Here is a 25363-nt window from a genome sequence, read left to right on the forward strand (position 1 = left end):
CCGAGAAAAGCAGACAGACAGAGAGTACGGCGATTGTTGTCCATAGCAGAGTACGATGCGTCATAGTAGTTGTAGACTACTTCTTTTCTTCCGGTAAGTACTTTCTGGACAGATTCTTGTTCGGTGTCATTATGCGAGACCCTCACCACAACGGTCACACAAGGATGGACGGCCACCAGCCGATGGGAGGGAGATCTGTTTTGAAACATTGTATCGTATTTACATGAGTTAGAGAGCCGACACGCGAATACGAGCAGTATTATTGAACCGTCCGCTCACTATTGGGCCGTCTCGACGGCGTGGGACTCAGTGGCGAGTTGGGAGCCGCCTGCCAATTCTCTTCGGGTTGACTCGACAGGACGATCAGATCCGGTCGCTGGCATCGGATATTCGCTGCAGTCCGTCAGACAGGCAGCGTCGTCACTATCCGGTCAGCACCTCAAAAGAAAGGAACGTTCGGCAAGAACTGGGTAAAGACCCAGTTAACGGTTATCGCTCAGCGCTTAGTTGTCGCGTCGGAGTGCGACCAGCGCGGCGCCGAGCAGTGCGACCAGCGCGACACCGACACCGAAGCCGGGCGTGCTGTCGTCTTCGTCGGAGTCCTGGTTGTCGTCGGAGTCCTGGTTGTCGTCGGAGTCCTGGTTGTCGTCGGAGTCCTGGTTGTCGTCGGAGTCCTGGTTGTCGTCGGAGTCCTGGTTGTCGTCAGAGTCCTGGTTGTCGTCGGAGTCCTGGTTGTCGTCGGAGTCCTGGTTGTCGTCGGAGTCCTGGTTGTCGTCGTCGCCGTTGTCGATTTCGTCAACGATTTCGATGTCTGCACGGTCGGTGGTTTCACCGTCATCGGACTCGATCGTGTAGGAGCCGACATCGATGTTTTCAGTGCTGACCTCGACGGTCCACTGGCCGTCAGTGTCCCACTCGTCCGTGCTGTTGATTTCTTTCGATTCGTCGTTCTCGTCCAGAGCCTCTACCGTGATCGTGTTGTCGTTCGGCTGGAGGTTGGTCGTACCTTCGACGACGATCGTGCCGTCGTCCGAGACGGGGTTGACGCCGTCGGCCTCATTCCCTTTGGGGTAGACCGATTCGATCGTGGTCGAGGCGTCAGTGTAGCGGAACGTTTCCGTGACCATGCGGTCGTCGCTTGCCGACTCGTCGACCGTCTTGTCAGCGAGTTGACTGCGGATCTGTTCGCCGCTCAGGGAGGAGTCACGGGTGTTGAACCAGTTGACCATGTCCTCGATTTCGCCGTTACCCCACGACTCGTCACGGCCATCGGAGAGAACGTGTGCAGAGACGGTTCCCTGCGAGAGGTCACCAAGCGAGATGTCCTCTTCATCGAACGTGTAGTCGTCGCTGTCGACAGAGGCCGCCATCGCACTCGTACGGCCACGTTCGTCGACGAACGCGATGATGACCTCGTCCTCACCGCGTGCAGCACCGTTCACGTCGATATCTCCGTCGACGTCCTGGGAGATTTCGCCGTTGATCGTAACGAACTCGGCGGTCAGGTCACCCTCGACGACTCGGAGTGAGGAACTGGTACTGGTTCCCTGGTTGAAGTCCGAAGTGCCGATGGTGTAGAAGTCCCCTTCGTCGACGTTGGCTTCTTTCCGCACTTCGTCGGCATCGGACTGGTCAATAACACCGAAGCGGTAGGTGCCGGGGAGACTGAAGACGTCCGAACCCTCGTAGTCCGTGTTAGAGAGCGTGATGTCTTCTTCCTCGAACGTATCGTCGGAGTCAACGTTGATGTTCTCTGCGACGAGTTCCCAGTCACTGTTGTCGCGAGCAAAGATTGCGACTTCGTCGGAGCCGGTCGCAGTACCGTTCACGTCGATTTCGGAGCCAACGACGTAGGTACCGTCCGGACTCTCGATCGTGATGTCGCCCGTCTCGACGTCGAGGGAGACATCGTCCTCACTCATTGCGTCGCCGTTAACGATATCGGTGATCTCGGCAGTACGGTCGTCACCAGCAGTGTACGACTCGTACACGTCGATATCGATCGAGGAGTCGTCAAGGTACTGGGTTTCGATCGAACCGACAGCAGTCGTGCCGTCCATTTCGACCTCAGCCCAAGCGAACTCGCCGTCCTCGTATCCAACTGCGTTCGTGTCGTCAACGTTACGGAAGATGTTCTTGGCGTTTGTCTTGTCGAGGTTGTCGCGGAACTCGGACTCCTCGATCACGACGAGGTGGTATTCGCCGTCGGTCCCGCCGGTAACGGTGTACTGAACGTTGTCACCGCGAGTTGCGGTGTCGTCGCTCAGTTCGAGACCAACATCGTTATCGGTGGTCAGCTCAACCGTCGTAGTTTCGACAGCTTCACCGAAGTCGAGGTTTTCCGAACCCTGCGCGGTGATCGTGTATTCGCCAGCGTCCGAATCCGAAAGGTCGATCAGGACACTCTCACCGGAGTCGTCGATCGTGTCGGTTTCGCCGTCCTGAAGGACCTGATTCGTGATGTCGGAACCGTCCTCGTCCTCAACGACAACTTCGAGGAGTTCGGCTTTATCGAAGTTGTAGTCAACGACGACTTCCATCTGGTCTGCGTCGTCAGTCGAAATGCTGGAGCCGTCGATGTCGGAGATGATGTCTCCGTTATCGTCAAGGTTGTTGACGGTCAGATCCGTAACGCGAGCGGTCTGAACGTACACGTAGTCAGCATTGGATTCTCCACCCTTGGAATAGCGACCCGGAGTCTGATCTTCCGGAATCGAGGTCTGGAGGTCGAGGAGTTCGCCCTCAGCGTTACCGCTCACACCTTCGAGGGAAGGCGTATTTGCGAAGTCACCGTTCTCAAGGACGAAGTCGTCTTCGCCCTGGAAGAGCGTGTCTTCCGATACAACCGGGCTATCTGGATTATCGTACCGCTCGTTTACTGCCGCTGCTCCGCCCACGAACGCCGCGGACATCGCAACGACAGAGAGTACCATCATCGCGGTCAGGAGCACTGCGCGTCCCTTCTCGCGATAGGTTATGTTGTCTGTTGTCATATTATATCGTAGTCGTGTGTTCTGCACGGCCACGCTTGCGTTCCGATCGGGCGTTCGGTAATCGGATATTACATCCGACCCCGACTCGTCCGTCGATCCTACTTGCTTGCATGACCATGGGTAGGGGTACAGTACAACCGTTGCGAGGCTCACCATATATGCTTTGTTGTCCACCCCCGGCATTTCAGAATAATTGATCGTGAAGATATGTTCGATTTATCGTATATTACTAGATCGTGCCCTCCGTCGAACCCCGTCTCGAGCGGGAAGATCGCCGTCCGTGACTGCGATTCGACCCGCGGACCCACATCCGCACTTCGGTGATGCACCACTAGAGGTCGTTTCGATCCCGTCTCTCGTCTCGAGTTGGTAATTAGATTTTACCGCAGGTGGGAAATCGAGATCGCTGCATCCAAACGGGTAAGAACGGCTTTCGATCGCTTACTATACTCGGCCAATCGGGAGAAGCGGTCGAAACTACTCCGCGTACACACGCGACTCAAGATATAGTTCGACTTCGTTCGAGACGGCTTCGGCCCACCCATCGGCATCGGTACTGAACAGGCGACTGAGCATCCCGAAGAACACCGTCTGTAACGTTTCCGCGACCGCGTTCGGGTCACACTCCCGGAAGTCGCCGGTTTCGATTCCCGCACGGATGATCGCTGCGATCGTCTCGGCGAACACCTGATCGCTCCGCGTGAAGTGGGCCCGGTAAGCCGGATCGTGGATCGCCTGGACGCGGAGTTCGAGTACCGTCCGGACGAACGGCTGCCGATCGTCGTCGGTGTCGGCCGTTCCGAAACACCAGTCGACCACCTCCTCGAGTCGCTCGCGCGGGTCGTCGATCGTCTCGTAACTGTACTCGTCCCGAAAGTGCTCGAGGAGGTACTCGAGACACGCACGCACCAGTGCGTCCTTGTCCTCGTAGTGGTGGTAGACCAACGAGGGGCTTTGGTCGAGTTCCTCGCCGATCGCCTGCATCGTCAGGTCGGCGTAGCCGCGATCCCTGAGCGTTCGATAGGTCGCTGCGAGGATCTCCTCGCGGGTGTTGACCGGGTTGTCGAAGATGTCGCTACCCACGCGAGTCACCTCGATCGCGAGCCGGTCGTGGGGCCGTCTCTACGACGGTTTCGGACGAATTCTCGTCGGGCGCGTTCATACTGGATGGAGCACGTCGCACCGTCATAATCGGTTTGATTCGATTTCGACGTGAGAAAAGTTATAACGATAGCCTCCGCGTCCTCGAACAATGTGTGACAGTCCGCCCGCTGGACGCGTCGATCACGTGGCTCCGATGGCGATCGGACCGACGGTCACGCTCGGGGCTCGCTCGAGGTGGATGCCGTGAGGACGCACCGCGCTGCCGCCCTCACCCTCGCCCTCGTTACGAGTCTCGGGTTGCTGCTATCGCTCGCCGGACCGGCAGCACTGGCTCAGCAGGCCACCGGTGAGGAGACGAGCGGCGAGCCGATCCTCGAAACCGTCGATTCCAACCCCGAAGTGACCCCCGGGACGGAATCCACGCTCGAGGTCCAACTCAAAAACGAGGGGAGGCTGGGGACCGGTGCCCAGAGCGATCGCGTACTGACTGCCCGGGGTGTGACTGCGAGGATCGACGACGCTGGTCCCTTCGAGTCCGAATCCGGAGAAGTCGGCGTCGGCCCGATTCGCGACGGCGAGATCGCGACGGCACCGCTCGATCTAACGATCCCCGAGAACACTGACCCCGGCGAGTACGAGATCGAAATCGAGGTCGAATACGCGTATACGGCATGGGTTTCCGACGCCTCGGAGTTACAAAAGCGGTTCACGAAGACCGAAACGCTCGAGCTGACGGTCACGGTTCCCGACGAGCCCCGGTTTTCGATCTCGAACGTCAATACGGACGTCGCACCGGGTGGGAACGGCGACATGACACTCGAGATCGAAAACACCGGAACCGAGGCCGCAACCGAGGCGCGCGTCGCCGTGACCGGCTTCGGTGGCGTGACGATCGACGGTGGGACGAGCGAGACCGCCGTCGGCGACCTCGAACCGGGGGAGACGACGACCACGACGGTTGAGGCGGCGATCGCGAATTCCACCAGCGCGGCGGCCAAGTCGATCGAGGCGACGGTCACGTACGAGGATCGGTCGGGCGTCGAACGGACATCGACGCCCGTTCGGTCGACGTTCGCGCCCGCAGGCGAGCAGTCGTTCTCGATGCGAACGCTCGAGGGGTCCCTCTCGGTCGGATACGAGGGAACCGTGACGGGCGAGCTCGTCAACGATGGCCCGCGACCGGTCGACGACGCGGTGTTGATCGTCGAACCGATGAGCGACTCGCTGTTCGTCGAAGACACCCGCTATGCACTCCCCGAACTGAAGTCGGGTGAGGCCGCGACGTTTACCTACCCGATGGAAGTAAGCGGCCAGGCCGACCCGGGTGCCCGGCAGCTCCGGTTTACCGTCGAATACACCGGCAGCGGGGACGCGACCCTGCGGGACGGCCCGATTTCCGAGCGGGTCGTGGTCGACGACCGAACCGACGAGTTCTCGATCAGCGACGACAACGCGTCGGTCCGGCAGGGCGAGACGAGTGATCTCGTCCTCGAGATCACGAATCAGCGGCCGGAGACGGTGACGAATATCGATGCTAGACTGTACACGGAAGGGGAGCTCGACACGTCGGACGACGAAGCCTTCGTCAAGGAACTCGAGCCCGGCGAGTCGGCCACGATTCCGTTCGATATCTCGGCGTCGATGGCTGCGACCGTCGAGACGCATCCGGTCGAGCTCGACTTCGAGTACGACACCGCGCGAGGGGAGACGGTCCTCTCTGACGTCTATACCCACCCGATCGACGTCGAACCCGGTGAAGACGACGGTGGCGGGTTCCCGTCGCTGATCGTCGGCACGCTCGGTGTCCTCGCCGTGACCGGAATCGGGATCGGCCTCTGGTTGCGACGGGACTGACCGATGCCGGACCTCGACGAGATCCGCGACGGGACCGACTCGACGGAACACGAGTCGTCGCTCGGGAGCCGGGTCACTGCAGTGATCACCGACCGACCCTGGCAGGTCGTCCTCGCGTTCGTCATCGTTACCGTGCTGTTCGTCGGTGGCATGGGTGGCGGTGGCGAACAACAGGCCGGAACCGACCAGTTTACTGACGGACTCGAAGAACAGGAGGCCCTCGAGGACATGCAGGACGATTTCCAGGCCGAGGGCCGCGAGAGTGGCAACTCGAGCGCGAACCTCTTCATCACCGACGAGCGAAACACCCTCTCGAAGCCGAGTCTCCGTCGGATGCTCGAGTTCCAAGAGCGTGCGGAAAACGCGGACGGACTCAGGATCGCATCGACGACGAGTCCGGCTTCGCTGGTCGCTCGACAACTCGATCCGGACGCCGAGACGCGCGAGGAACAGCGACGCGCCGTCGAGCGGGCCACACAACGGGACTTGGAGGCGGCGATCGCGGATGCCGACGAGACGGCGGGGCTGCCGGTGAGTACGGACTTCACCCGGGAGTCGGCACAAGCCGACGTCGCTCAGATCGCGGTCACGTACGAGACGCCCCCGAACGCCGATTCGGACGACAGAGCCGAATTACAGACGGGGACCGCCGAGTTAGCGAACGAGATCGACGGCTACGAGACGGGTGAAAACGTCGAGGTGTTCGGCGACGCGATCATTCAGGAAGAGACGCTGCAGTTGCTCGGCGACACCGCGATCGTCGTTTTCCCGGCGGCGCTGGTGTTGATCATGTTCTTCCTGTTGGTCGCGTACCGCGACCCGATCGATCTCGCGCTCGGATTGGTCGCGCTGGTCATGACGTTGATCTGGACGTTCGGATTCATGGGCTATGCGAAGATCCCGTTCTCGGACTCGCTGATCACGGTCTTTCCGCTGTTGCTCGCCGTCGGGATCGACTTCGGTATCCACATTATCAACCGCTATCGCGAAGAGCGGGCGGCGGGAGCGTCGATCGGCGACGCGATGGGGATTACGTCGCGACAGCTCTCGGGTGCGTTCTTGATCGTCACGCTCACGACCGTTATCGGGTTCGCCGCGAACCTGACGAGTTCGCTCTCCCAACTTCGTGATTTCGGCATCGTCGCCGCCGTCGGTATTAGCTTTACCTTCCTCATCTTCGGTCTCTTCCTGCCGGCGGGGAAGGTCGGCCTGGACAGACTCCGTGAGGGGACCCGTATGCCGAACTTCGGGACGAGACCCCTCGGAAGCGAGGACTCGTTCCTCGGACGCGTCCTCCCCGTGGGAACGAAAGCGGCACGGATCGCTCCCGTCATCGTCCTCGTGAGCGCGCTCGTCTTCGGTGCGGCAGCGGCCAGCTACGGGACGGGCGTCGACACGGAGTTCTCCCAGGAGGCGTTCTTCCCGGACGAGGACCGCATCGCTCAGTACGAACGGCTTCCCGAGCCGTTTGCACCCGGCGAGTACACGTTCATGACCGTCCTTGACTACCTCGAGGAGGACTTCGATCAGGGGTTCGTGGGCTCGGTCACCGTCTACGTCGACGACCCCGACGTCAGATCGGCCGCCGCCTTCCGCGAGGTCGACCGTGCAGTCTCCGAGCCGCCCGACGCGTTCGTCGAAACCGACCGGCGGGCAGAAGCGGACAGTCTCGTGAGCGCTCTGGAAGAACGGCAATCGACCGACCCCGAGTTCGCAGCGACGGTCAAGCGAGCCGATTCCAACGGCGACGAACTGCCGGACCGAAACGTCGATCAGGTCTACGACGAACTGCTCGAGTCGGACGCCGCTCACCAGTACGTCACGAGCGACCGGAGCGCGACCCGGATCGTTTACCAGGTGGACGTCGACGCCGATCAGACCGATGCGACGAACGCCGCCGAGGCGGTCGCCGCCAACATGTCTATGGACGCGACGGCCACGGGGAGTCTGGTGGTCAATCAGGCCGTCATCGACCGCATCAGCGAGTCGGCGATCAGGAGCCTCATCGTCGCGTTCGTCCTCACCGCGGGCTTCCTGATGCTGTCCTACTGGTGGCTCGAGGGCCGGATGATCTACGGTGTGATCAACCTCGTGCCGGTCCTCGTTACGGTCGCGATGCTCGCGGCGTCGATGCGGCTGTTCGACGTCCCGTTATCGCCGTTTAACGCACCCATTCTTTCGGTCTCGATCGGACTGGGTGTCGACTACACGGTTCACTTCATGCACCGATTCGTCGACGAGTACGAGGCGGGGGCTGACGTCCACGAGGCACTGGCGGTTACCGTTCGTGGAACCGGCGGTGCCCTGACGGGCAGCATGCTCACGACCGTCTGCGGGCTCGGCGTGTTGTATCTCGCCTTGATCCCCCTGATCATGGAGTTCGGACTCCTGCTCGCGCTGGGGGTCTTCTATGCCTACCTCACGTCGATCCTCCTCCTTCCCTCGACGATCGTCGTCTGGGACCGCCTCGAGCGGCGATTCGGCCCACTCGGTGACGTTCAGTGGCGGGCGTCGGTTCGATCACTGACCGGGAAGCACTAGACGGCTCGACCGATTCGAGACGCGCTTTACCACCGTGTTCGTCTCTGACGGAATGAAGAAGGGCGACACATCGGTCTCCCGATCGTTACCGACTCCGGTTCGGGGACGACGGCGTTCATCCGAGACGGACTACGAAGACAGCGAGGAGGAACGAGTCACGCTAGAACGGTTCAAAATAGTCCCGTAATGAACCCAAGTCCCATGAGGACGAGGACCGACGCCGAAAACGCCGGGAGGTAGGGAGTGTACTGCTCGACTTCGCGTTCGAAGTTCTGATACCCTGCGATCAGGAGCAGCGTCAGACCGACGATCCCGACGACGACCGTCACGGCGTATGCGCTCATCAGTTCGAGACAGTAATTCGAGCCAGCGCACAGCGCGATGATCTCGAACTCCTCCTCGTGAGCGAATCCGAGAACGAACGCGAACCATGCGATTCCGAGGAGGCCACGGGCAGCGGCATCGTCGGGTTCATCGTGCGAACGAGTGTGCGAGGAGTCTCCGACGAACGGAAGACGTCGCTTTAGCCGAGCCAGTCCCCCATCCGACGAATCGATGTCGTGCTCGTGGCCGTGTTCTGCGTGGGAGTGATCGTGGCTGTGGTCGCCGTGGGTGTGACCGTGCTCTGCGTGGGAGTGATCGTGGCTGTGGTCGCCGTGGGTGTGACCGTGCTCTGCGTGCGAGTGGCCGTGGGTGTATTCGCGAATCCCGAGTGCGATAAGCAGTATCCCGGCGACGAGACTCACAGGGCCGCCGATTTGGATGTCGCCGAGAACCGTGAGTGGATCATTGAGTCGCGTGAGGTCGAAGTAGTCCTTCGCGTAGAAGAAGACGGCCACCATTGCGAGGCTGCTGATGAGGTGGCCGATTCCGATGAGCAGACTCGCCGCGAGCCCGTACACCCATTTGTTCGTTTGATCGAGCGCGTACGAGGCGGCGACCGGCCAGCCGTGGCCCGGTTCGATCCCGTGGATCGCACCGAGTACGACCGCACCGACGAGCGGACCGAGTATCTCGTTTGGAACCATCGACTCACTCGACACGCAGAAACCAGCACGCTTAGAGATTGTTAATACCGAATCGGGGGGTTCGTCATAACGACCCTCTTGTATCTGCACGAGTCAGTTGTACCCGATGCGAACGAGTTTCAACATCCCCGACGAAGTAGTCGAGGAGTTCGACCGCGTGTGGCAGGACGAGGGGCTCGAGAACCGGTCCCGGGCCGTCAGAGAAGCGATGCTGGAATTCATCGAAGCCCACTCTCGACTCGAGGATACGATCGGTGAGATCGTTGCGCTCGTGGGATTCGACTACCGTCATCACGACGTGATTCAGGAACTCCACGGCGTCCAACACGAGTATCAGGACGTGATCCTCAATACGAGCCACACGCACCAGGGCGAGTGGTGTCTCGAGTCGCTGTTTTGTCGCGGTGCTGCCGAGCGAGTACGCGAACTCACGTATCGACTCCGTGATTTCGACGGGGTGCGCCGGGTAAAGGTGATGGTCATCCGCGATAATGAGCTGTGACGGAAGAACTACCCGCAACAAACTGGTTGAACACCAATACCGTCGGAGTTCGATCTTCGTCTCTTGAAATCGGGGCTCGACTGAGTAGAACGGTCTCTATTAGCGTGCGTGATCGATTCGTTCGTTGAGCGGTTCGGAATCGTCCCTAATCGAGGCATACACACGTTCGGCCCACTCCCGCGCGATCGGTGCATCAGTATCGACGAACACCCGCATCAGCCCCGTCGTCTCGTCGTAACCACCGATTCCGACGCGTTCATCGAAGAGAGCGAGCCCGTACGGCAGTTCGTCGCGCGTTCGGAGGGTGAGGTGTCCGCTCTCGATTGCTTCCCGGGCACGCTCGGGGTACGTGTCGAAGAGTTTCTCGGCGATGCGTGGGAGATAGATAATTTCGGTGTCGGTTGCATCGAACAACTGCTGGTGGAACCCGCCGAGAACGAGCGGTGCCATGTGCGTCGTATTGAATCCTCGGAACGTCTCCGACTCCCGGACGAGTGAGATGAACCGCTCGATGGGCCGATACGGGTCATCTGGTCTCGCGACGGTAACGGTCGCGTCCACGAACGGTTCGACGACGAACTCCCGGTGGTCCTCACAGATCACATCGAGCAGCGGCGTCAGTCTGTGTGCGGTTTGTACGTTCGCCTCGAAGCGGAGGACCTCCTCCGCGACGACTTCGCCTCGTCCAGTCAATTGCAATCGTCCATCGGTCTTCTTGACGAACCCCTGTTCATCGAGCCACTGCGTGAAGCGGTGGCTCGTCGCCCGCGAAACGTTGAGACGGTCTTCGATCTCCCCACGATCGAGGGGGTCGTTCAGCAGCGCCTCGAGGACCGGACCGTGCCGAACGATGTCGCTGAGCAGGTCCGCGTCCACACGATCCCCTGTTTCGCTCAGGCGCTGGCCGAGCTGGCGACGGCTTCGCGCGTTCTCCAGGATGGCCTCAAGGACCGGCGACCCCGGTTGTGGATGCCTATCGTCGGTCGGTCGTTCGTCTTGATCAGACGTCATGGCGCACCCCTGCTGGAGAATAGATACCTGCGGTAGTAACTCTAGCCCGTCCGGAACCCGTACGCAGTTTCACCGTCTGAAACACTATTCCCGGTGTGGAACGCTGCTCGGTGGGTGAGGCCAAGATCTATCGAAGCGTATCATTTGGCATGTCATCACAGACCATTGGCGACGAGCAACTACACAAGCTCGAGGGGACGTTTCGCGGGACCGTGATCCGCCCCGACGACACGGACTACGATGACGCTCGCGCGGTGTGGAACGGGATGATCAACAGGTACCCGGCACTGATTGCTCGGTGTCGCGGTACCGCGGACGTCATCAGCGCGGTGAATGCCGCCCGCGAGAACGATCTTCCCGTGGCGGTACGCGGCGGGGGCCACAACGTTTCTGGGAGCGCCGTGTGCGACGACGGCCTCGTGATCGATCTGTCGGAGCTGACCAGTGTTCGTGTCGATCCTGACTCGCGAACCGCGCGGGTCGAGGGAGGCGCCACGTGGGCGGATGTCGACCATGAAACGCAGGCGTTCGGGCTGGCAACGCCCGGCGGTGTCGTCTCGGATACGGGCGTTGCGGGACTCACTCTCGGCGGCGGTATCGGCCACCTCCGGTGTAAGTACGGCCTCAGTTGTGACAACCTCCGCTCCGTGGACCTCGTCACCGCGGACGGCGAGTTCCTGACTGCCAGCGAGGACCAGAACTCCGACCTGTTCTGGGGGCTTCGCGGTGGCGGCGGGAACTTCGGTATCGTCACCGCTTTCGAGTTCGAACTCCACTCCGTCGGACCCGACGTAGCGACGTGCTTGGTGTTCTATCCGAGCGACCAGCTGGCCGATTGTCTGCGAGCGTACCGGGAGTTCGTCGAATCAGCGCCCGACGAGGTTAGCACCCTGGTCTTCGCAGGTGAACTGCCCGACGATGACCTGTTCGAGGACGACGACGTCCATCGGCAGAAATCCGCCATCATGGGGTGCTACGCCGGACCAGTGGATGACGGTACGCGAGCGCTGTTGGCCCTACGTGAACTCACAGAGCCGATCGCCGATTTCAGCGGTGTGATGCCCTACACTGAACTCCAACGGATCCTCGACGAGGACTACCCCGACGGGATGCGCTACTACTGGAAGTCGCTGTATCTCGACGGTCTCTCGGAGTCCGCCATCGATCGCATCGCCTACTGGGCCGACGTGGCACCTTCGCCGCTCTCGACGGTCGATATCTGGCAGCTAGGGGGCGCAATTGCCCAGATTGATGCCGAGGCCAGCGCGTTCGCGGGGCGGCACGCTCCCTACTTACTGAGCGTCGAAGCCAACTGGGAGCGTCCGGAGAACGACGGGGCTAACGTCGAGTGGGTGCGTGACTGTCTCGACGACATGCGGCAGTTCTCGGACGGTTCTGTCTACCTCAATTTCCCGGGCTTCCTCGAAAACGGTGAAGAGATGATGCGGACCACGTTCGGACCGACGTACGAGCGATTAGTTGCGCTGAAGGACGAGTACGACCCGACGAATTTCTTCAGCCATAACCAGAACATCGCACCGTCAGGATCCGACCGGACCGACGGCGGAGCCAATACGAACCCGTAAGTCCGAGAGCGAATCGGTGAGTGCCCTGGGGGATCGGCGATCATCCACGTCGTGTCCGTGAGTGCGCTTGGCGCTCGCATCGGGGCGTGACAGCAACACGCGTCATGAGGACGAGACCAAGGGGGTGGTTCCGAACGGTGCTCGTACTGCCTGAACGCCAAAGGAACGGGCACCTGCCCGAAAATCCCGACGCGCTATATCAGCCGTTCAGGTCCCCGCTTTCGGCTACCGACTTTCCCTTTGTTCCACTTTGTTCAGGTAGCTAAAGTCCATGATGTACTTCCGTGAAAATAGGGTGAATTTCGGGTTCAAGGGTGTCGTTATCGATGGGTACAGTCATTGAAACGCATTCGCTTATAAATACTCGATAATGGTGATATGTAAGGAGTCCAGCGAGGCCCGCTCAAACGAACCGAATCGTTCTGTACAGCCAGGATTTTAGCATGGGTGTACTGTGAGAGTCGAGTGTAGATGGAGAAGTTGGCAAAGAAGTACGACACGACAACCCCTCAGCGACTGTTAACGACTCGGGAAGGGTCTGTGACGTTCCCGCAACTGCTCCTTGACTTGCTTCTCGCAATACCGTTCCCCCGACACCGACGACATCCACACCTCCCCATCACCACACTCAACAAATTCACCTCCCGGTTTCCCCTCCGCCATCTCCCCTTTCCAGCGACTCCTCCACGACCGCCGCGTGTCCTTCTCAATCTCTCGCTCGTCCATACCCTATCTTTTCGACTGCTTACTTCTGAACTCTTTTTTCAGATGCATCAGTGCCAGTGCTGGCGCATTCCTGATGAAATCCCAAACAGCCTGTGGGCCTGCATTGGCTAGCACTCTCGTGGCCCCTTTCTTCTGTGTGAAGAATACCGGGCTGCCTCGGTAGATCTCGCGTTCGTAGATTCTGTTCTCGTCCCTATTTTTGAGTACCTCCGTCACTGTCCATACGTTGTTCCAGTCGCCTCTCATCACGACCACGCCGTCGGGGTTCACGATGTGTACCGAGTTCGGCATTCCCCCGTATTTCCTGTGGGCGGTTCCTTCAACGTCGTCCACGAGGACGGTGCGCTCAACGTCGTACTCGGCTGCAAACGTCCGTGCTCGTTCGAGTTTGGCTTCCAACGAGTCGTGAGCCTCGAAGTGTTCTCCTGGATGAGCCTCCCTCGTATACAGCAGGATGAACATCACGTCTTCGAACTGCTTCTGGAGTTCGTCCATCACGTGGACTTTCGAATCCGTGATGGGACACGTGATGCTACCGGTCTCTAGGACGACCCAACTCCCCCTGAAATCCGAAAATTCGACCGTCTCTCCTTCCAGCGTTATAGCTTCGAAATTGGGGGCGTCGTCGCCTGGCTCGGGCCCGTCGAAGCTTCTGAAGTCGTAGTATTCCGGGCTGAAATGCCTGTAGTTATACGACTGATTCGTCGGTTCGTCTCCCGTCGGATCTGTTCGTGACTCAGCCATGGTTCTACCAGTGGGTAGGGTGACGAGACAGGTCTGGAGACTGCCTAGTATTATCGGTAGTATATAAGTCGAAGTGGAGCGAACTATGAGCAATGAATCCAGAGAGCATCGAAACGGAGGCCGACTAGCGCATGCGGGCTGTCACCTTCACGCTTGACCAACCGGACAGTTCACACATCGCATATAGAATGTTCGGTGCGGACTCGGAATTCGAAAGAGAGCAAATCTACCATCTTAACGTCCTCGCGGATGAAACCGTCATCCTGCTTGGTCGGCTCCGAGGTGACCTCGACGAAGCGAGACGATTGTTGGGTGACCACACGGACGTACTCGGGTACAGTATCTCCAGCGAGGAGCCACAGAACGGGCTCGTGTATATACACGCTCGGCCACCGCCTGCCATGAAGCGGTTCTTAGAGCTCCCCCGAATCCACGAGGTGTTCTTCAATTTCCCGATCGGGAGTACCAGCGACGGACGGCTCAGCGTGGAGATGCTTGGCGAGACGAACGATGTGTTACGAGAGGCGCTTGCTGACGTGCCGCCGCAACTCGACGTGACTATCGAGCGTATCGGCCCGTATCCGGACGCAGGAGGACACATCGTAGCCCTGTTGACCGACCGCCAACGAGAGGTTCTGGATGTCGCTCTGTCCCTCGGATACTACGACGTTCCACGGCAGGCGACCCATAGTGATATCGCGGAACAACTGGACTGTTCTGTTGCCACCGTAGGCGAGCATCTCCAGAAAATCGAATCGCGCGTATTCAAGCATATCCGTCCCTGATCCGATTCGATGGACACCCCCTCTGTATGCAGCACGCGACACCTGTCAGCTGAAGGATTCACGGACGTTGATTTTCGTGATGCATCGATCTCTGCCACGTGGGCCCTCTTTGATTCAGTGACCCCGGACGGCTATGGAGCCGTGTCATCTGTCATCGATTGAGGAACGAAAGAGCAACTGCCGGAAGAAGAATCAGCAACCAGACCGACAATAGAAGGTCTGAAATAGTCGAATTCGGCTACCTGCTTTCACGCTGCTCAACTTTGTTCAGCTCGATCAGGAGCCGGAAGATCGCCTTGACGAGGTTCGCGTCGACGTCGAACCGTTCGGCGTTCTCCCCGGCCCGCTCCATGACTTGCTGTTCCTGTGTCTCGTCGGTCGTCGGCAACCCCTGTTCGTCTTTGACCGCCGCGATGGTGTCCGCGACATAGGTTCGCTGGGCGATCAACTCGACGAGTTCCCGGTCGATCGTCCGGATCTCCTCGCGCAGTTCGTCGAGGTCCATCTCCTCGGGTGTCCGTTCCTCCTCGTCGATTCCGCCGTCCGTCGCCGCATCAGTTTGATCTCGAGTCATATCCGTCGTGTGCCGTCCGTTCGCGTTCGCAGTAATCGTGTCGTTCCGTCCCGCTCGGCCCATCGCTCTCGGACCGTCTCGAGCGCGTCTCGCTCCCCGACGGCGACGTAACTCGGGCCGGTGCCCGAAAGCGAAACGCCCGTTACGTCGGGCAAGGCGTCGATCATCGGATCCGTCGAGAACTCGAGTGCGCCACAGAAGGCGAAGCCGTTGACGGTCATGGCCTCGCCGTAGCGGCCGTCGAGCGCGAGTTCCTCGACGAGATCGGCCATCGGGGCGACGCGTTCGCAGGCCGATACGTCGGCGTCGGCGCTGTAGGCCTGTTCGGGCGGCGTGTAGACCAGCGCGTTCCAGTCGACCTCCTCGCGAGCGAGCAGTGCGTCGGCCGTATTGTCAGTTACCGTCACGCCGCCGAGCATGCTCGCGCTGGCGTCGTCGAACGCCCCGGTCGCCGTCACGCCGGCGTCGCGGGCGGCTCGAACGCCCAGTCGGCAGGCGTCGATCCGCTCGACCGCGTCGGCGACTGCGAGGGCGTCCAGCGTCGCGAGCACCGTCGCGTTGGCGGCGGCGCTGGAACTCTTCAGCCCGGCGGCCATCGGCACCTCGCTTTCGGTGTGAACGCGAGCGCCAACCGTGCCGGCGTCTAACCCGGCCCGCGCGGCGTACTCGCTGATCGTCATCGCAGCACAGCGTTCGACGAGCGTCGTATCGGCCTCGGGCTGGCCGGCGACCTCGCCGACGACCTCGCCGTCCTCGGTGAGTTCGACGGTCGCGGTCGTCTCGAGATCGATCGCGAACGCCGACCCGGTGCCGGTCGCGAGCGCGTTGAGTACCGTCCCGGCTGCGGGGGCGACAGCACGGCCATCCATACCCGGACTCTCTCAGAGCGCGTACTTACGGCTGACGGTCTCGTGACTCCGCCGGCGACCGGTCGGTAGCGATCCGGATCCGCTCGGGCTCGTTCGCGACGCTCGACTGCTGTCCGGCTATAGTAGCAACTGCAACGATTCACACACTGATCGCAACGCAGTCGTACGGTCAGGTGTGCGATGACTTTCAGTTGCTACTATATTCTGGCCGGGTTCGAAACGCCGACTCGGCAGCCCGTAGAGAACGGCGTCCGCCAGGACGCGCGCGTAGCGTGACTCGAGATGACGGACCGATAGAGCACACCGCTTTTCCCCGATCCGACCCAACGAGTCGGTATGAGTGCACGCAACGACGTCCCCCCTAGTACGATCGGCGTCGATTTCGTCGACGGTGGCGTGGTCGTCGAGTACCACGACGGTCGAGAGGTGTTCTACCACGGTCCCCCCGAGCCCATCGAAGGACCGCTAACGACCCCGCCGGGGAAGGAGGTCCACGTCCTCGTCACCGATCCCGACGGGGTCGAGGGTGCTATGACGTACGTCAACGATCGGAACACCCACGACGACATCCTCGAGTCGACCGGCGTCGGCCGCGTGATGCTCGACCGCGACGACGAGGCGGAACTGTTTCCGGGCGTGACCGTCGCGACGGACGCCTACTCGGTCCGCGTCGAGGCGGACCTCTCGGTCGTCGACGGGAGGGTGTTCGTCTTCGCCGAGGACGAACTGAGCGAACTCGCCTACGAACTCGTCGAGGACACGGATTAATGCCGCTGCAGAAACCCTGGCGCGACCTCGAGCGCGAGACGGCCGCCGCCGCGCCGGACCGGCCCGGCGTCTACGAACTCGGCGACGGGTCGGGGACGGTACTGGCGGTCGACCACGGCGTTCTCCGGGACGAACTCAAGACCGCGGTCGCCTACGGCGACGGCGATCGGGTCCGCTGGACGGAGACGCACACGCTCGAGGGAGCACGCGAACTCGCGGCCGAGCACCGCGACCGACTCGAGTAGCCGCTACTGGATGTACGTCGGATCGGAGCCGTCACACCGCTTTTCGTGTGCCGCCGCGTCGGACTGCTCGTCGAAGAGAAGCCCGCAGGTCTCACACTCGTACCAGGTGGTGTCGTCGCGCTCTGTCTGGACGACCATGGGAGACGATGGAACACGGACGACAAAAGGCGTTTCTCCGGGCACCGTCGCCGTCGAACGGGGCGTCGGCCCGGACCGATCGCGATCAGGCGTCGAGTTCGGTTAGCTCTTCGACGGCCGGGATCTGCTCGCTCGCGGAGGTGATCTGTTGCATTCGCTGTTCGTGTTTCGTGTACGCGTAGTCGGCCAGGTCGGCGGGGTTCGGGCCGGGGCCGTCCTCGGAACTGGCCCCCTCGTCGCCCGCGATACTCTCCTGGACGAGCGGCACCAACTCGTCGATCGTCTCGCGGAGGAGGTCCGGCTCAACCGCGCCGTCGCTGACGAGTCCCTTGAGTTTCGCCATCCCGAAGCCGACGTGACGGCCCTCGTCGCTGCGAATCAGTTTGAGCCCCTCCACCAGTCCCGGGAGATCGGGCAGTTCGGGCTCGTTCTCACCGTAGGCGAGGGTGAGCCCGTAGTAGCCGGTCTGAGCCAGAATCCCCTCGATCGTCAGGTGATAGTGACAGTATGCACGCGCTCGAGTCTCGGCTGTGTCCTCCTCGAGAAGCCGTGCCATCGCCCGCTCGTTGCGTTCGAACAGTTCGTCGTAGGGCTCGTTGAACCACCGCTCGTCGGTCGGCGAGGAGCGGTCCTGCCCGCGTCGATCCTCTTCGGCGTGGATCACCTCGCGCCAGTAGCGATCGAAGAAGTCGGTGTGTTTCGACTCCTCGTAGAGTTGCGTCGTGATGAACATCTGATCGTCGATGTCCGCCAGCACGATCGCCAGCGGCGCGAGGTCCTCGGTCACCGACTGCTCGCCCGCGCCGAACAGCGCGAGCGACTGCTTGAGGCCCGTAAAGGCGGAATCGGGAAGTTCGGCGACGCCCTCGAGATCCGCCTCGAGATCGATCTCGTGGGGGTCCCAGTGTTTCTCGACCGCGTTTCGGTAGTAGTTGTGCGATCGAATCGTCGTCTCGAGTTGCATCGCGGGGTGGTCGTTGGCGGCCATACTCACCCGAACATATGCGTCGCAGTCCGATGAGCTTATATCTCATACAGTAGGGCGTTTATATAGTCCGCGGTCGAAGGCCCGCTATGGGACTCATCGCCGAGTTTCAGCTCAGCTCCCCCGACCTCCCGCTGACGGACGCGGTAGCGGCCGTCCCGGACGTCACGCTCTACATCGAGCGGATACTCGTCATCGATCCCGATCGACCGGTCGTCCTCTGTCGCGCAGTCGGAGCCGACGACGGGTTTCTCGAGGCGCTCGCGGCGGACCCGACGGTCGACACGTACGCGACGATAGACGACGGTAACGGGGAGGGCAGTGCGATGTACCGCATCAAATTGCGGAACCCGCCGCTCCCGATCTACCGGAAGTACGTCGAACTGGGGACCACCCCGCTTGGTGGCATCGTTACCGTCGACGGCTGGTGGGGGCGGGCCCGGTTTCCCGACCGGGACGCGCTCGCGGAGTACCGCGCGTTCTGTACGGACCGCGGCAGTGCGTTCAAACTCGAGCGACTGACACGCGAGTCGTCGACCGACGATCCGCCGTTCGGGCTTACCGACGAACAGTACGAGGCGCTCGTCACGGCCCACGAAGCGGGCTACTTCGCGGTCCCGCGAGAGGCCTCGACCGAAGTCGTCGGCGATCGCCTCGGTATTTCGGCACCGTCGGCCTCCGAGCGGTTGCGACGCGGGATCGATCGGTTACTCGAGAACGCCCTGTGATCGGTCTCCGCCCCGAATCGGCGGCGACGGGAAACTGCCGGTGAGAGGGCAATTCTCAAGGCGACTGGTCCGAAAGGAACGTGTATGAGTTCGTCGGAATCGGACGGCGTGACGCTGTCGGTCCGCGCTGCGGAGAAAGGTGACGCCGGCCGGGGCGTCGCACGGATTCCCGAACCGACGCGTCGCCAGCTCGGTATCCTGAGCGGCGACACCGTCGTGATCGAGGGCACGGAGACGACGGTCGCAAAGATGTGGCCTGCCGACCAGTCGGTCCCCGAGACCGCCATCCAGATCGACGGGGACACGCGTGCGAACGCCGGCGTCCACGTCGGGGACACGGTTTCCGTTCGCGCGAAGGACAAGTCGACCATTACCGACGCCGACCGGGTCACGCTGGTCGCGCCGCCGGGACTGCCCGAACGCCAGCGGCGGGCCGCCGAGAACGAAGCGACGGAAAAACTACGGAACCGGCCGGTCCGTGCCGGTGAACAGGTTCGGATCGAAGGGATCGACCAACAGCCGTTCAGGGTCACCGACACCGATCCCGACGGCGACGTTCGAATCACGAACGCGACGACGATTCGGATCGTCGACGCCGAGGCGGGACCGGGCGGTATCGCGAGTTCGAGCGGCTCCGGGACGACCGATCGCGGCCGCGACTCGACCGATTCGTCGGGGACGGCAGTCACCGCCGATGCCGGTTCCGAAGGCGGCATCGACGGCCCCGGAACGAACTCCGGCGTCACCTACGAGGACATCGGCGGGTTGGACGAGGAACTCGAACTCGTCCGCGAGATGATCGAGCTCCCGCTGTCCGAGCCGGACCTGTTCCGCCGGCTCGGCGTCGAGCCCCCGTCGGGCGTGTTGCTGTACGGCCCGCCGGGAACCGGCAAGACGCTGATCGCCCGCGCGGTGGCCAACGAGGTCGACGCCAATTTCGAGACGATCTCCGGCCCGGAGATCATGTCGAAGTACAAAGGCGAAAGCGAGGAGCGGCTCCGCGACGTGTTCGAAACCGCCGAAGCGAACGCGCCGACGATCGTCTTCTTCGACGAGATCGATTCGATCGCCGGCACGCGCGACGACGATGGCGACGCCGAAAATCGGATCGTCGGCCAGCTGTTGACCCTGATGGACGGCCTCGATGCCCGCGGCGAAGTCATCGTCATCGGCGCGACCAACCGGGTCGATACGATCGATCCCGCGCTCCGGCGGGGCGGTCGCTTCGACCGCGAGATCCAGATCGGCGTCCCCGACGAGGACGGTCGCCGCGAGATTCTCGAGGTCCACACCCGCGGCATGCCCCTCGCCGACGACGTCGACGTCGATACGATCGCGCGACGGACCCACGGCTTCGTCGGTGCGGATCTGGATGCCGTCGCGAGCGAGGCCGCGATGGCCGCGATCCGCGACCGGCCGACCGATACCGACGAGCGCCGGGACTGGAGCCGGAACCCGACGGTCCGGAAAGCGCACTTCGATGCCGCGCTCGCGTCCGTCGAACCGTCCGCCATGCGCGAGTACGTCGCCGAATCGCCGACCACCGACTTCTCTGACGTCGGCGGCCTCGAGGCGGCGAAACAGACGCTCCGGGAGTCCGTCGAGTGGCCGCTGACCTACGATCGGCTCTTCGAAGAGACCAACACCGAGCCGCCGTCCGGCGTCCTGCTGTACGGCCCGCCGGGGACCGGCAAGACGTTGCTCGCTCGCGCGCTGGCGGGCGAAACGGACGTCAATTTCGTCCGCGTCGACGGTCCCGAGATCATCGACCGCTACGTCGGCGAGTCCGAAAAAGCGATCCGCGAGGTGTTCGAACGCGCCCGCCAGTCGGCCCCGTCGATCGTCTTCTTCGACGAGATCGACGCGATCACGGCCGCCCGGGGCGAGGGCCACGAGGTCACCGAACGCGTCGTCTCACAGCTGTTGACCGAACTCGACGGGATGCGGGAAAACCCCAACCTCGTCGTGCTGGCCGCGACCAACCGCAAGGACCAGATCGATCCCGCCCTGTTGCGTCCCGGCCGACTCGACACCCACGTCTTCGTCGGCGAGCCCGATCTCGAGGCTCGAGAACAGATCCTCGGGGTCCACACCGACGGGAAACCGCTGGCCGACGACATCGATATCGGCGACCTCGCGGCCGAGCTCGAGGGGTACACCGGTGCCGATCTCGAGGCGCTGGTCAGGAACGCCTCGATGCGAGCGATCCGCGAGGTCGCCGACGAGTACGGGCCCGAGGCGGCGAACGAACGGGCGTCGAAGGTCGTCGTCGACCGCCGGCACCTCGAGGCCGCGCGTGAGGAAGTGGACACGGCATAAACCGGGCGGCGGACGACGGGCAACGGGTCGTCCTATCGGCATCGAAGGACCGGTCACGCCTCCTTACACGAACTGCTGCGAGGCTGTCCGTCGGACGCCACGCACACGTTCAGCCACGGGTGATCGGCCCGGCTGATCCGTCGAACACATCGGCCGCCATCGCTGACGATCGTGGCTCCAACGGGTCGGGCACGGATCGCTGGCTCTCGGGGCTCGAGAGAACTCCTCGCCAAAAACGAAACCTACCCTCTGGGCATCGAGGGTGATCGACGACCGCGACTACTGGAATCCGATGCGGCTCCCGCGACGCCCCGTCGGATCGGGGCCGCTCGTGCCGCCCTGGAACTCCTCTTCGATCTGCTCGTAGTAGTCGAGGATATCGTCGGTGATCGTCGGCCGGACGTTCTCCATAGCCTGCCGGAAGTGACGCATCTCGACGATATCGGCTTCCTCGTCCTCGCGCAGGGCTTCGATCGCCGCCTCGCGGGCGATCGACTCGAGGTCGCTGCCGACGTAGCCGTCCGTGATCTCGGCGATCTCGCGCAGCGTGACGTCCGCGGCCAGCGGCGTGTTCTCGGTGTGGATCTCGAGGATGCGTTCGCGGCCGTCGACGTCGGGTTCGCCGATCATGACGAGTCGATCGAAGCGCCCCGAGCGCAGTAGTGCGGGGTCGATCATGTCGGGCCGGTTGGTCGCGCCGATGACCATCACGTCGCCCATCTCCTCTAACCCGTCGAGTTCGGTCAGGAGCTGGTTGACGACCCGCTCGGAGACGTTCGAACCGGTTTCACCGCCCCGGCCCGGCGCGAGCGCGTCGAGTTCGTCGAAGAAGATCACCGTCGGCGAGACCTGGCGGGCCTTGCGGAAGGTCTGGCGGATGGCTTTCTCCGACTCGCCGACCCACTTGCTGAGGAGCTGCGGGCCGCGCACCGAGATGAAGTTCGCGTTGGTCTCGTTGGCGACGGCTTTCGCCATCAGCGTCTTCCCGGTCCCCGGCGGACCGTACAGCAACACCCCGGCCGGCGGATCGACGCCCAGCCGGTCGAACCGCTCGGGGCTCGAGAGGGGCCACTCGACGGATTCTTGGACCTGATCCTTGGCGTCCTGGAGTCCGCCGACGTCGTCCCACGAGATCTTCGGGAGTTCGACCAGGACTTCCCGCATCGCGCTCGGTTCGACCTCGTTGAGCGCGCCGCGGAAGTCCTCGCGTTTGACGATCATCCGGTCGATCAGGCTCGGCGGGATGTCCTCCTCGTCGAGATCGATTTCGGGGAGGTAGCGCCGGAGCGCCTTCATCGCGGCCTCCTTGGTGAGGCTCTCGATGTCGGCCCCGACGAAGCCGTGGGTCTCGTCGGCCAGGTGGCCCAGACTGACATCGTCCGAGAGGGGCATGCCGCGGGTGTGGATCTGGAGGATCTCCTCGCGGCCCGTCTCGTCGGGGACGCCGATCTCGATCTCGCGGTCGAAGCGGCCGGGGCGGCGCAGCGCCGGATCGACGCTGTCGACGCGGTTGGTCGCCGCGATGACGATGACCTGGCCCCGGGACTCGAGGCCGTCCATCATCGTCAGCAGCTGGGCGACGACCCGACGCTCGACCTCGCCGGTGACGTCTTCGCGTTTCGGCGCGATGGAGTCGAGTTCGTCGATGAAGATGATCGACGGCGACTCCTCGGTGGCGTCTTCGAAGATCTCCCGGAGTTGCTGTTCGGACTCGCCGTAGTACTTCGAGATGATCTCCGGCCCGGCGATAGAGAAGAAACTGGCGGAGGTCTCGTTGGCGACCGCTTTGGCCAGCAGGGTCTTCCCGGTGCCCGGCGGCCCGTGGAGGAGCACGCCCTGTGGCGGCTCGATACCGAGCTTCTTGAAGATCTGCGGGTGTTTCATCGGGAGTTCGACCATCTCCCTGACCCGCTGGATCTCGTTTTGGAGGCCCCCGATGTCCTCGTAGGTGATCCCACCACCGGTCTTCTCGAATCCCGAGATCGGCTCCTCGCGGAGTTCGACGTCAGTGTCCTCGGTGATGAGGACCACCCCCTCGGGCTCGGTCTCGACGGCGATCAGCGGGATCGCCTGGCCCGGCGACCGCATGAACGGATGGTTCGTCGAGGACATCACCGGGACGATGTCGCGACCGACGACCGGCCGCTTGAGGATCTGCCGTTTCACCATGCCGGCGGCGTCGGAACCGAACTGGACCGACGCCTCCTCGGGCGGTGCGAGCACCAGTTTGTCGGCTTTCGTCGCTTCCGCCTTCCGGATGGTCACCCGTTCGCCGATACCGACGTCGGCGTTCTGACGGGTGAAGCCGTCGATACGGACGGTGTCCGTGTTCCAGTCCTGCCGGTCTGCACGCCAGACTTTCGCGGCAGTCGTATCTGCACCCTCGATCTCGATGATGTCGCCCGGACTCAGCTTCAGATGCAACAGCGTGTCCGGGTCGAGTCGGGCGATACCACGACCCGAGTCGTTCGGGTACGCCTTCGCAACCTCCAGTTGAACTTCGTTCATATTTTAGGGACGGCGATGTCAATGACTCCGATTCGTGCGCGGATAGGTTTTTTGCTAGTGTGAGTCATTTCCTGTGCTAGTAGCTATCACACACAGATAGGGCCGGACGTTACAAAGATGTACCGGCCTCGGTTGGTTTTGGCCCTATCGCGTCGTCCGGATGCAAACGGTGAGAGATGGCTCTTTGCGTCTTCCGGCCCGAGAACGGACATGCGAACCCTCGTTTTCGACGGCCGAATGGGTGCCAGCGGCGACATGATCCTCGCCACGCTCCTCGACGCCGGTGCCGACCCCGCTGCCCTCGAGCCGGCGGTCGAACGCGACGCGCTCGCGATCCTCGAGCGGGCGGAAGCAGCCGTCGAGCGCGGCCCTCGCTACCCGTCTCGATCGGCGGTCGAAAAAGCGATATCGCGATGGGGAGGCTCCTCAGCCGAGGAGGAGTCCGACCAGATCGGCAATCGCGGACGACGTCTGGGTGTCAGAGTCGGTCGTCGAGTCGACGATCTCGTCGACGGCCTCGTCGATCGTCCCGTTGTCGGGGACCTCGTCGTCGCCATCGGTTTCCTCACCGTCGTCGGCGTTGTCGTCTTCGCCGTCCTCGCCATTGCCGTCCTCGCCATCGTCGTCATCGGCGAAGTCACAGGCAGTCGCCGTGCCGGTGAACGGATAGGTGGACGAGTCGACCGCGTAGTCGCACGTCTCACCGCCGGCGTTGACGCGGACTAGATCCGGGTGGTCGCTGCCGACGTACCCTTCGTACGTCCACTCGACTTCGACCGGGCCGTCGTCGGTGTACTCCGTGGCGGTCAGGGAGACGTCGTCGTTGCCGTCCAGTTTTTCGATCACGAACTCGTCGCCGGTCCACGTCGCCTTGGCGAACTGCTCGAGATCGCCGTCGTCGTTGTAAAACGTGATGGAGTCGATCGCTTCCGCTTCGGTGTCTTCGTTCTCGCCTGCGGTTGCCGTGCCGGCAACACCTGCAACCACCAGGCTCCCGACGAGGGCGACTGTCAACAGTGCGGTGAATATCCGTTTCATAGTGTGTTGAAGTTCGGGTGATCGCACACGTACTCGAACACTGCCCGAGGGGACACGGGTCGTCACGGCTCACCGCGTCGCACGTCGGCCGTGACTCGCTTTTCCATGCAGATCACCCGTCGAAATCGACCGTGTACGGCCATATGAAGGCGAAACACCGTTCAAACTGATAGTCGATATCTAAATTGTGCGGGTTACAGGACTGTATGAAATAGACGACACTAAATCGTTTCAACGTGTACGAATCGGTATTGTAGAACGGAGTTAGGGGACTGATATACCGCTGCTTCCGAATTACAGCGCTCGTATCAGCTTTG

20 protein-coding genes and 1 pseudogene are annotated in these 25363 nt (G+C 62.1%); 10 read left to right on the top strand and 11 right to left on the bottom strand.

Annotation, left to right across the window (positions count from 1 at the left end; all coding sequences use genetic code 11):
• Positions 1 to 503 precede the first annotated feature (503 nt).
• Both csg and ALTAJ2_RS08070 read right to left on the bottom strand, forming a co-directional pair.
• On the bottom strand, positions 504 to 2993 hold the full coding sequence (gene csg, locus ALTAJ2_RS19430; RefSeq protein WP_050031447.1) for an HVO_2072 family ArtA-dependent S-layer glycoprotein: 2490 nt from the start codon (positions 2991 to 2993) through the stop codon (positions 504 to 506).
• Positions 2994 to 3470: 477 nt separating this feature from the next.
• Positions 3471 to 4076, bottom strand: a complete 606-nt coding sequence (locus ALTAJ2_RS08070) for a TetR/AcrR family transcriptional regulator (RefSeq protein ID WP_007109118.1) — start codon at positions 4074 to 4076, stop codon at positions 3471 to 3473.
• A gap of 264 nt (positions 4077 to 4340) precedes the next feature.
• Here ALTAJ2_RS08070 and ALTAJ2_RS08075 point away from each other — a divergent pair, with 264 nt between their 5' ends.
• Both ALTAJ2_RS08075 and ALTAJ2_RS08080 read left to right on the top strand, forming a co-directional pair.
• Positions 4341 to 5951, top strand: coding sequence for a COG1361 S-layer family protein (locus ALTAJ2_RS08075; RefSeq protein WP_007109117.1), 1611 nt, complete (start codon positions 4341 to 4343; stop codon positions 5949 to 5951).
• A gap of 3 nt (positions 5952 to 5954) precedes the next feature.
• Entirely contained in the window at positions 5955 to 8492 is a 2538-nt protein-coding gene (locus ALTAJ2_RS08080) for an efflux RND transporter permease subunit (RefSeq protein WP_007109116.1), read from the top strand.
• Positions 8493 to 8662: 170 nt separating this feature from the next.
• On the opposite strand, the gene ALTAJ2_RS08085 is transcribed toward ALTAJ2_RS08080, so the two are convergent.
• The gene (locus ALTAJ2_RS08085; protein ID WP_007109115.1) at positions 8663 to 9520 is read right to left on the bottom strand and encodes a hypothetical protein; all 858 of its coding nucleotides are present in this window, start codon (positions 9518 to 9520) and stop codon (positions 8663 to 8665) included.
• Between the two features lie 106 nt (positions 9521 to 9626).
• Between ALTAJ2_RS08085 and ALTAJ2_RS08090 the strand changes: the two genes are divergently transcribed.
• Positions 9627 to 10022 (top strand): CopG family ribbon-helix-helix protein, encoded by a 396-nt coding sequence (locus tag ALTAJ2_RS08090; protein WP_007109114.1) that lies wholly within the window; start codon positions 9627 to 9629, stop codon positions 10020 to 10022.
• Positions 10023 to 10121: 99 nt separating this feature from the next.
• Here ALTAJ2_RS08090 and ALTAJ2_RS08095 read toward each other — a convergent pair whose 3' ends face one another.
• Positions 10122 to 11033 (bottom strand): helix-turn-helix transcriptional regulator, encoded by a 912-nt coding sequence (locus ALTAJ2_RS08095; protein WP_049900194.1) that lies wholly within the window; start codon positions 11031 to 11033, stop codon positions 10122 to 10124.
• A gap of 149 nt (positions 11034 to 11182) precedes the next feature.
• Here ALTAJ2_RS08095 and ALTAJ2_RS08100 point away from each other — a divergent pair, with 149 nt between their 5' ends.
• Entirely contained in the window at positions 11183 to 12619 is a 1437-nt protein-coding gene (locus ALTAJ2_RS08100) for an FAD-binding oxidoreductase (RefSeq protein ID WP_007109112.1), read from the top strand.
• Between the two features lie 729 nt (positions 12620 to 13348).
• Here ALTAJ2_RS08100 and ALTAJ2_RS08110 read toward each other — a convergent pair.
• Positions 13349 to 14089, bottom strand: a complete 741-nt coding sequence (locus ALTAJ2_RS08110) for a TlpA family protein disulfide reductase (protein WP_007109110.1) — start codon at positions 14087 to 14089, stop codon at positions 13349 to 13351.
• Between the two features lie 131 nt (positions 14090 to 14220).
• Here ALTAJ2_RS08110 and ALTAJ2_RS08115 point away from each other — a divergent pair, with 131 nt between their 5' ends.
• Positions 14221 to 14874, top strand: coding sequence for a helix-turn-helix domain-containing protein (locus tag ALTAJ2_RS08115; protein ID WP_007109109.1), 654 nt, complete (start codon positions 14221 to 14223; stop codon positions 14872 to 14874).
• A gap of 238 nt (positions 14875 to 15112) precedes the next feature.
• On the opposite strand, the gene ALTAJ2_RS08120 is transcribed toward ALTAJ2_RS08115, so the two are convergent.
• Together ALTAJ2_RS08120 and ALTAJ2_RS08125 are read right to left on the bottom strand one after the other, a co-directional pair.
• On the bottom strand, positions 15113 to 15448 hold the full coding sequence (locus ALTAJ2_RS08120; RefSeq protein WP_007109108.1) for a chorismate mutase: 336 nt from the start codon (positions 15446 to 15448) through the stop codon (positions 15113 to 15115).
• Positions 15445 to 16317 carry a shikimate kinase gene (locus tag ALTAJ2_RS08125; RefSeq protein ID WP_007109107.1) on the bottom strand — a complete coding sequence of 291 codons (873 nt, stop codon included), beginning with the start codon at positions 16315 to 16317 and terminating at the stop codon, positions 15445 to 15447. The genes ALTAJ2_RS08120 and ALTAJ2_RS08125 overlap by 4 nt, the downstream gene beginning before the upstream one ends.
• A gap of 336 nt (positions 16318 to 16653) precedes the next feature.
• On the opposite strand from ALTAJ2_RS08125, the gene ALTAJ2_RS08130 reads away from it, so the two are divergent.
• Both ALTAJ2_RS08130 and ALTAJ2_RS08135 read left to right on the top strand, forming a co-directional pair.
• The gene (locus tag ALTAJ2_RS08130) at positions 16654 to 17085 is read left to right on the top strand and encodes a DUF5796 family protein (RefSeq protein ID WP_007109106.1); all 432 of its coding nucleotides are present in this window, start codon (positions 16654 to 16656) and stop codon (positions 17083 to 17085) included.
• Positions 17085 to 17330 (top strand): DUF7508 domain-containing protein, encoded by a 246-nt coding sequence (locus ALTAJ2_RS08135; RefSeq protein WP_007109105.1) that lies wholly within the window; start codon positions 17085 to 17087, stop codon positions 17328 to 17330. Before ALTAJ2_RS08130 ends, ALTAJ2_RS08135 begins: the two co-directional genes overlap by 1 nt.
• A gap of 3 nt (positions 17331 to 17333) precedes the next feature.
• Here the strand turns inward: ALTAJ2_RS08135 and ALTAJ2_RS20255 are convergent, their stop codons facing one another.
• Positions 17334 to 17468, bottom strand: coding sequence for a DUF7128 family protein (locus tag ALTAJ2_RS20255; RefSeq protein WP_007109104.1), 135 nt, complete (start codon positions 17466 to 17468; stop codon positions 17334 to 17336).
• A gap of 85 nt (positions 17469 to 17553) precedes the next feature.
• A complete protein-coding gene (locus tag ALTAJ2_RS08145; RefSeq protein WP_007109103.1) occupies positions 17554 to 18456 on the bottom strand; it encodes a ribonucleotide-diphosphate reductase subunit beta in 903 nt (300 codons plus the stop codon).
• Positions 18457 to 18542: 86 nt separating this feature from the next.
• Between ALTAJ2_RS08145 and ALTAJ2_RS08150 the strand changes: the two genes are divergently transcribed.
• On the top strand, positions 18543 to 19181 hold the full coding sequence (locus tag ALTAJ2_RS08150; RefSeq protein WP_007109102.1) for a helix-turn-helix domain-containing protein: 639 nt from the start codon (positions 18543 to 18545) through the stop codon (positions 19179 to 19181).
• An 84-nt stretch (positions 19182 to 19265) separates the two neighbouring features.
• Positions 19266 to 21500 (top strand): AAA family ATPase, encoded by a 2235-nt coding sequence (locus ALTAJ2_RS08155; RefSeq protein ID WP_007109101.1) that lies wholly within the window; start codon positions 19266 to 19268, stop codon positions 21498 to 21500.
• A gap of 279 nt (positions 21501 to 21779) precedes the next feature.
• On the opposite strand, the gene ALTAJ2_RS08160 is transcribed toward ALTAJ2_RS08155, so the two are convergent.
• Positions 21780 to 24008: a CDC48 family AAA ATPase gene (locus tag ALTAJ2_RS08160; RefSeq protein WP_006184308.1), complete on the bottom strand. Its 2229-nt coding sequence runs from the start codon at positions 24006 to 24008 to the stop codon at positions 21780 to 21782.
• A 210-nt stretch (positions 24009 to 24218) separates the two neighbouring features.
• Between ALTAJ2_RS08160 and larC the strand changes: the two are divergent.
• Positions 24219 to 24320, top strand: a pseudogene (larC, locus tag ALTAJ2_RS20425) (nickel insertion protein); the annotation flags it as partial.
• 114 nt (positions 24321 to 24434) lie between these two features.
• Here larC and ALTAJ2_RS20430 read toward each other — a convergent pair.
• On the bottom strand, positions 24435 to 25046 hold the full coding sequence (locus ALTAJ2_RS20430) for a hypothetical protein (protein WP_007109100.1): 612 nt from the start codon (positions 25044 to 25046) through the stop codon (positions 24435 to 24437).
• Between the last annotated feature and the right edge of the window lie 317 nt (positions 25047 to 25363).

The organism is Natrinema altunense, from assembly GCF_000731985.1.
Taxonomy (GTDB): Archaea; Halobacteriota; Halobacteria; order Halobacteriales; family Natrialbaceae; genus Natrinema; species Natrinema altunense.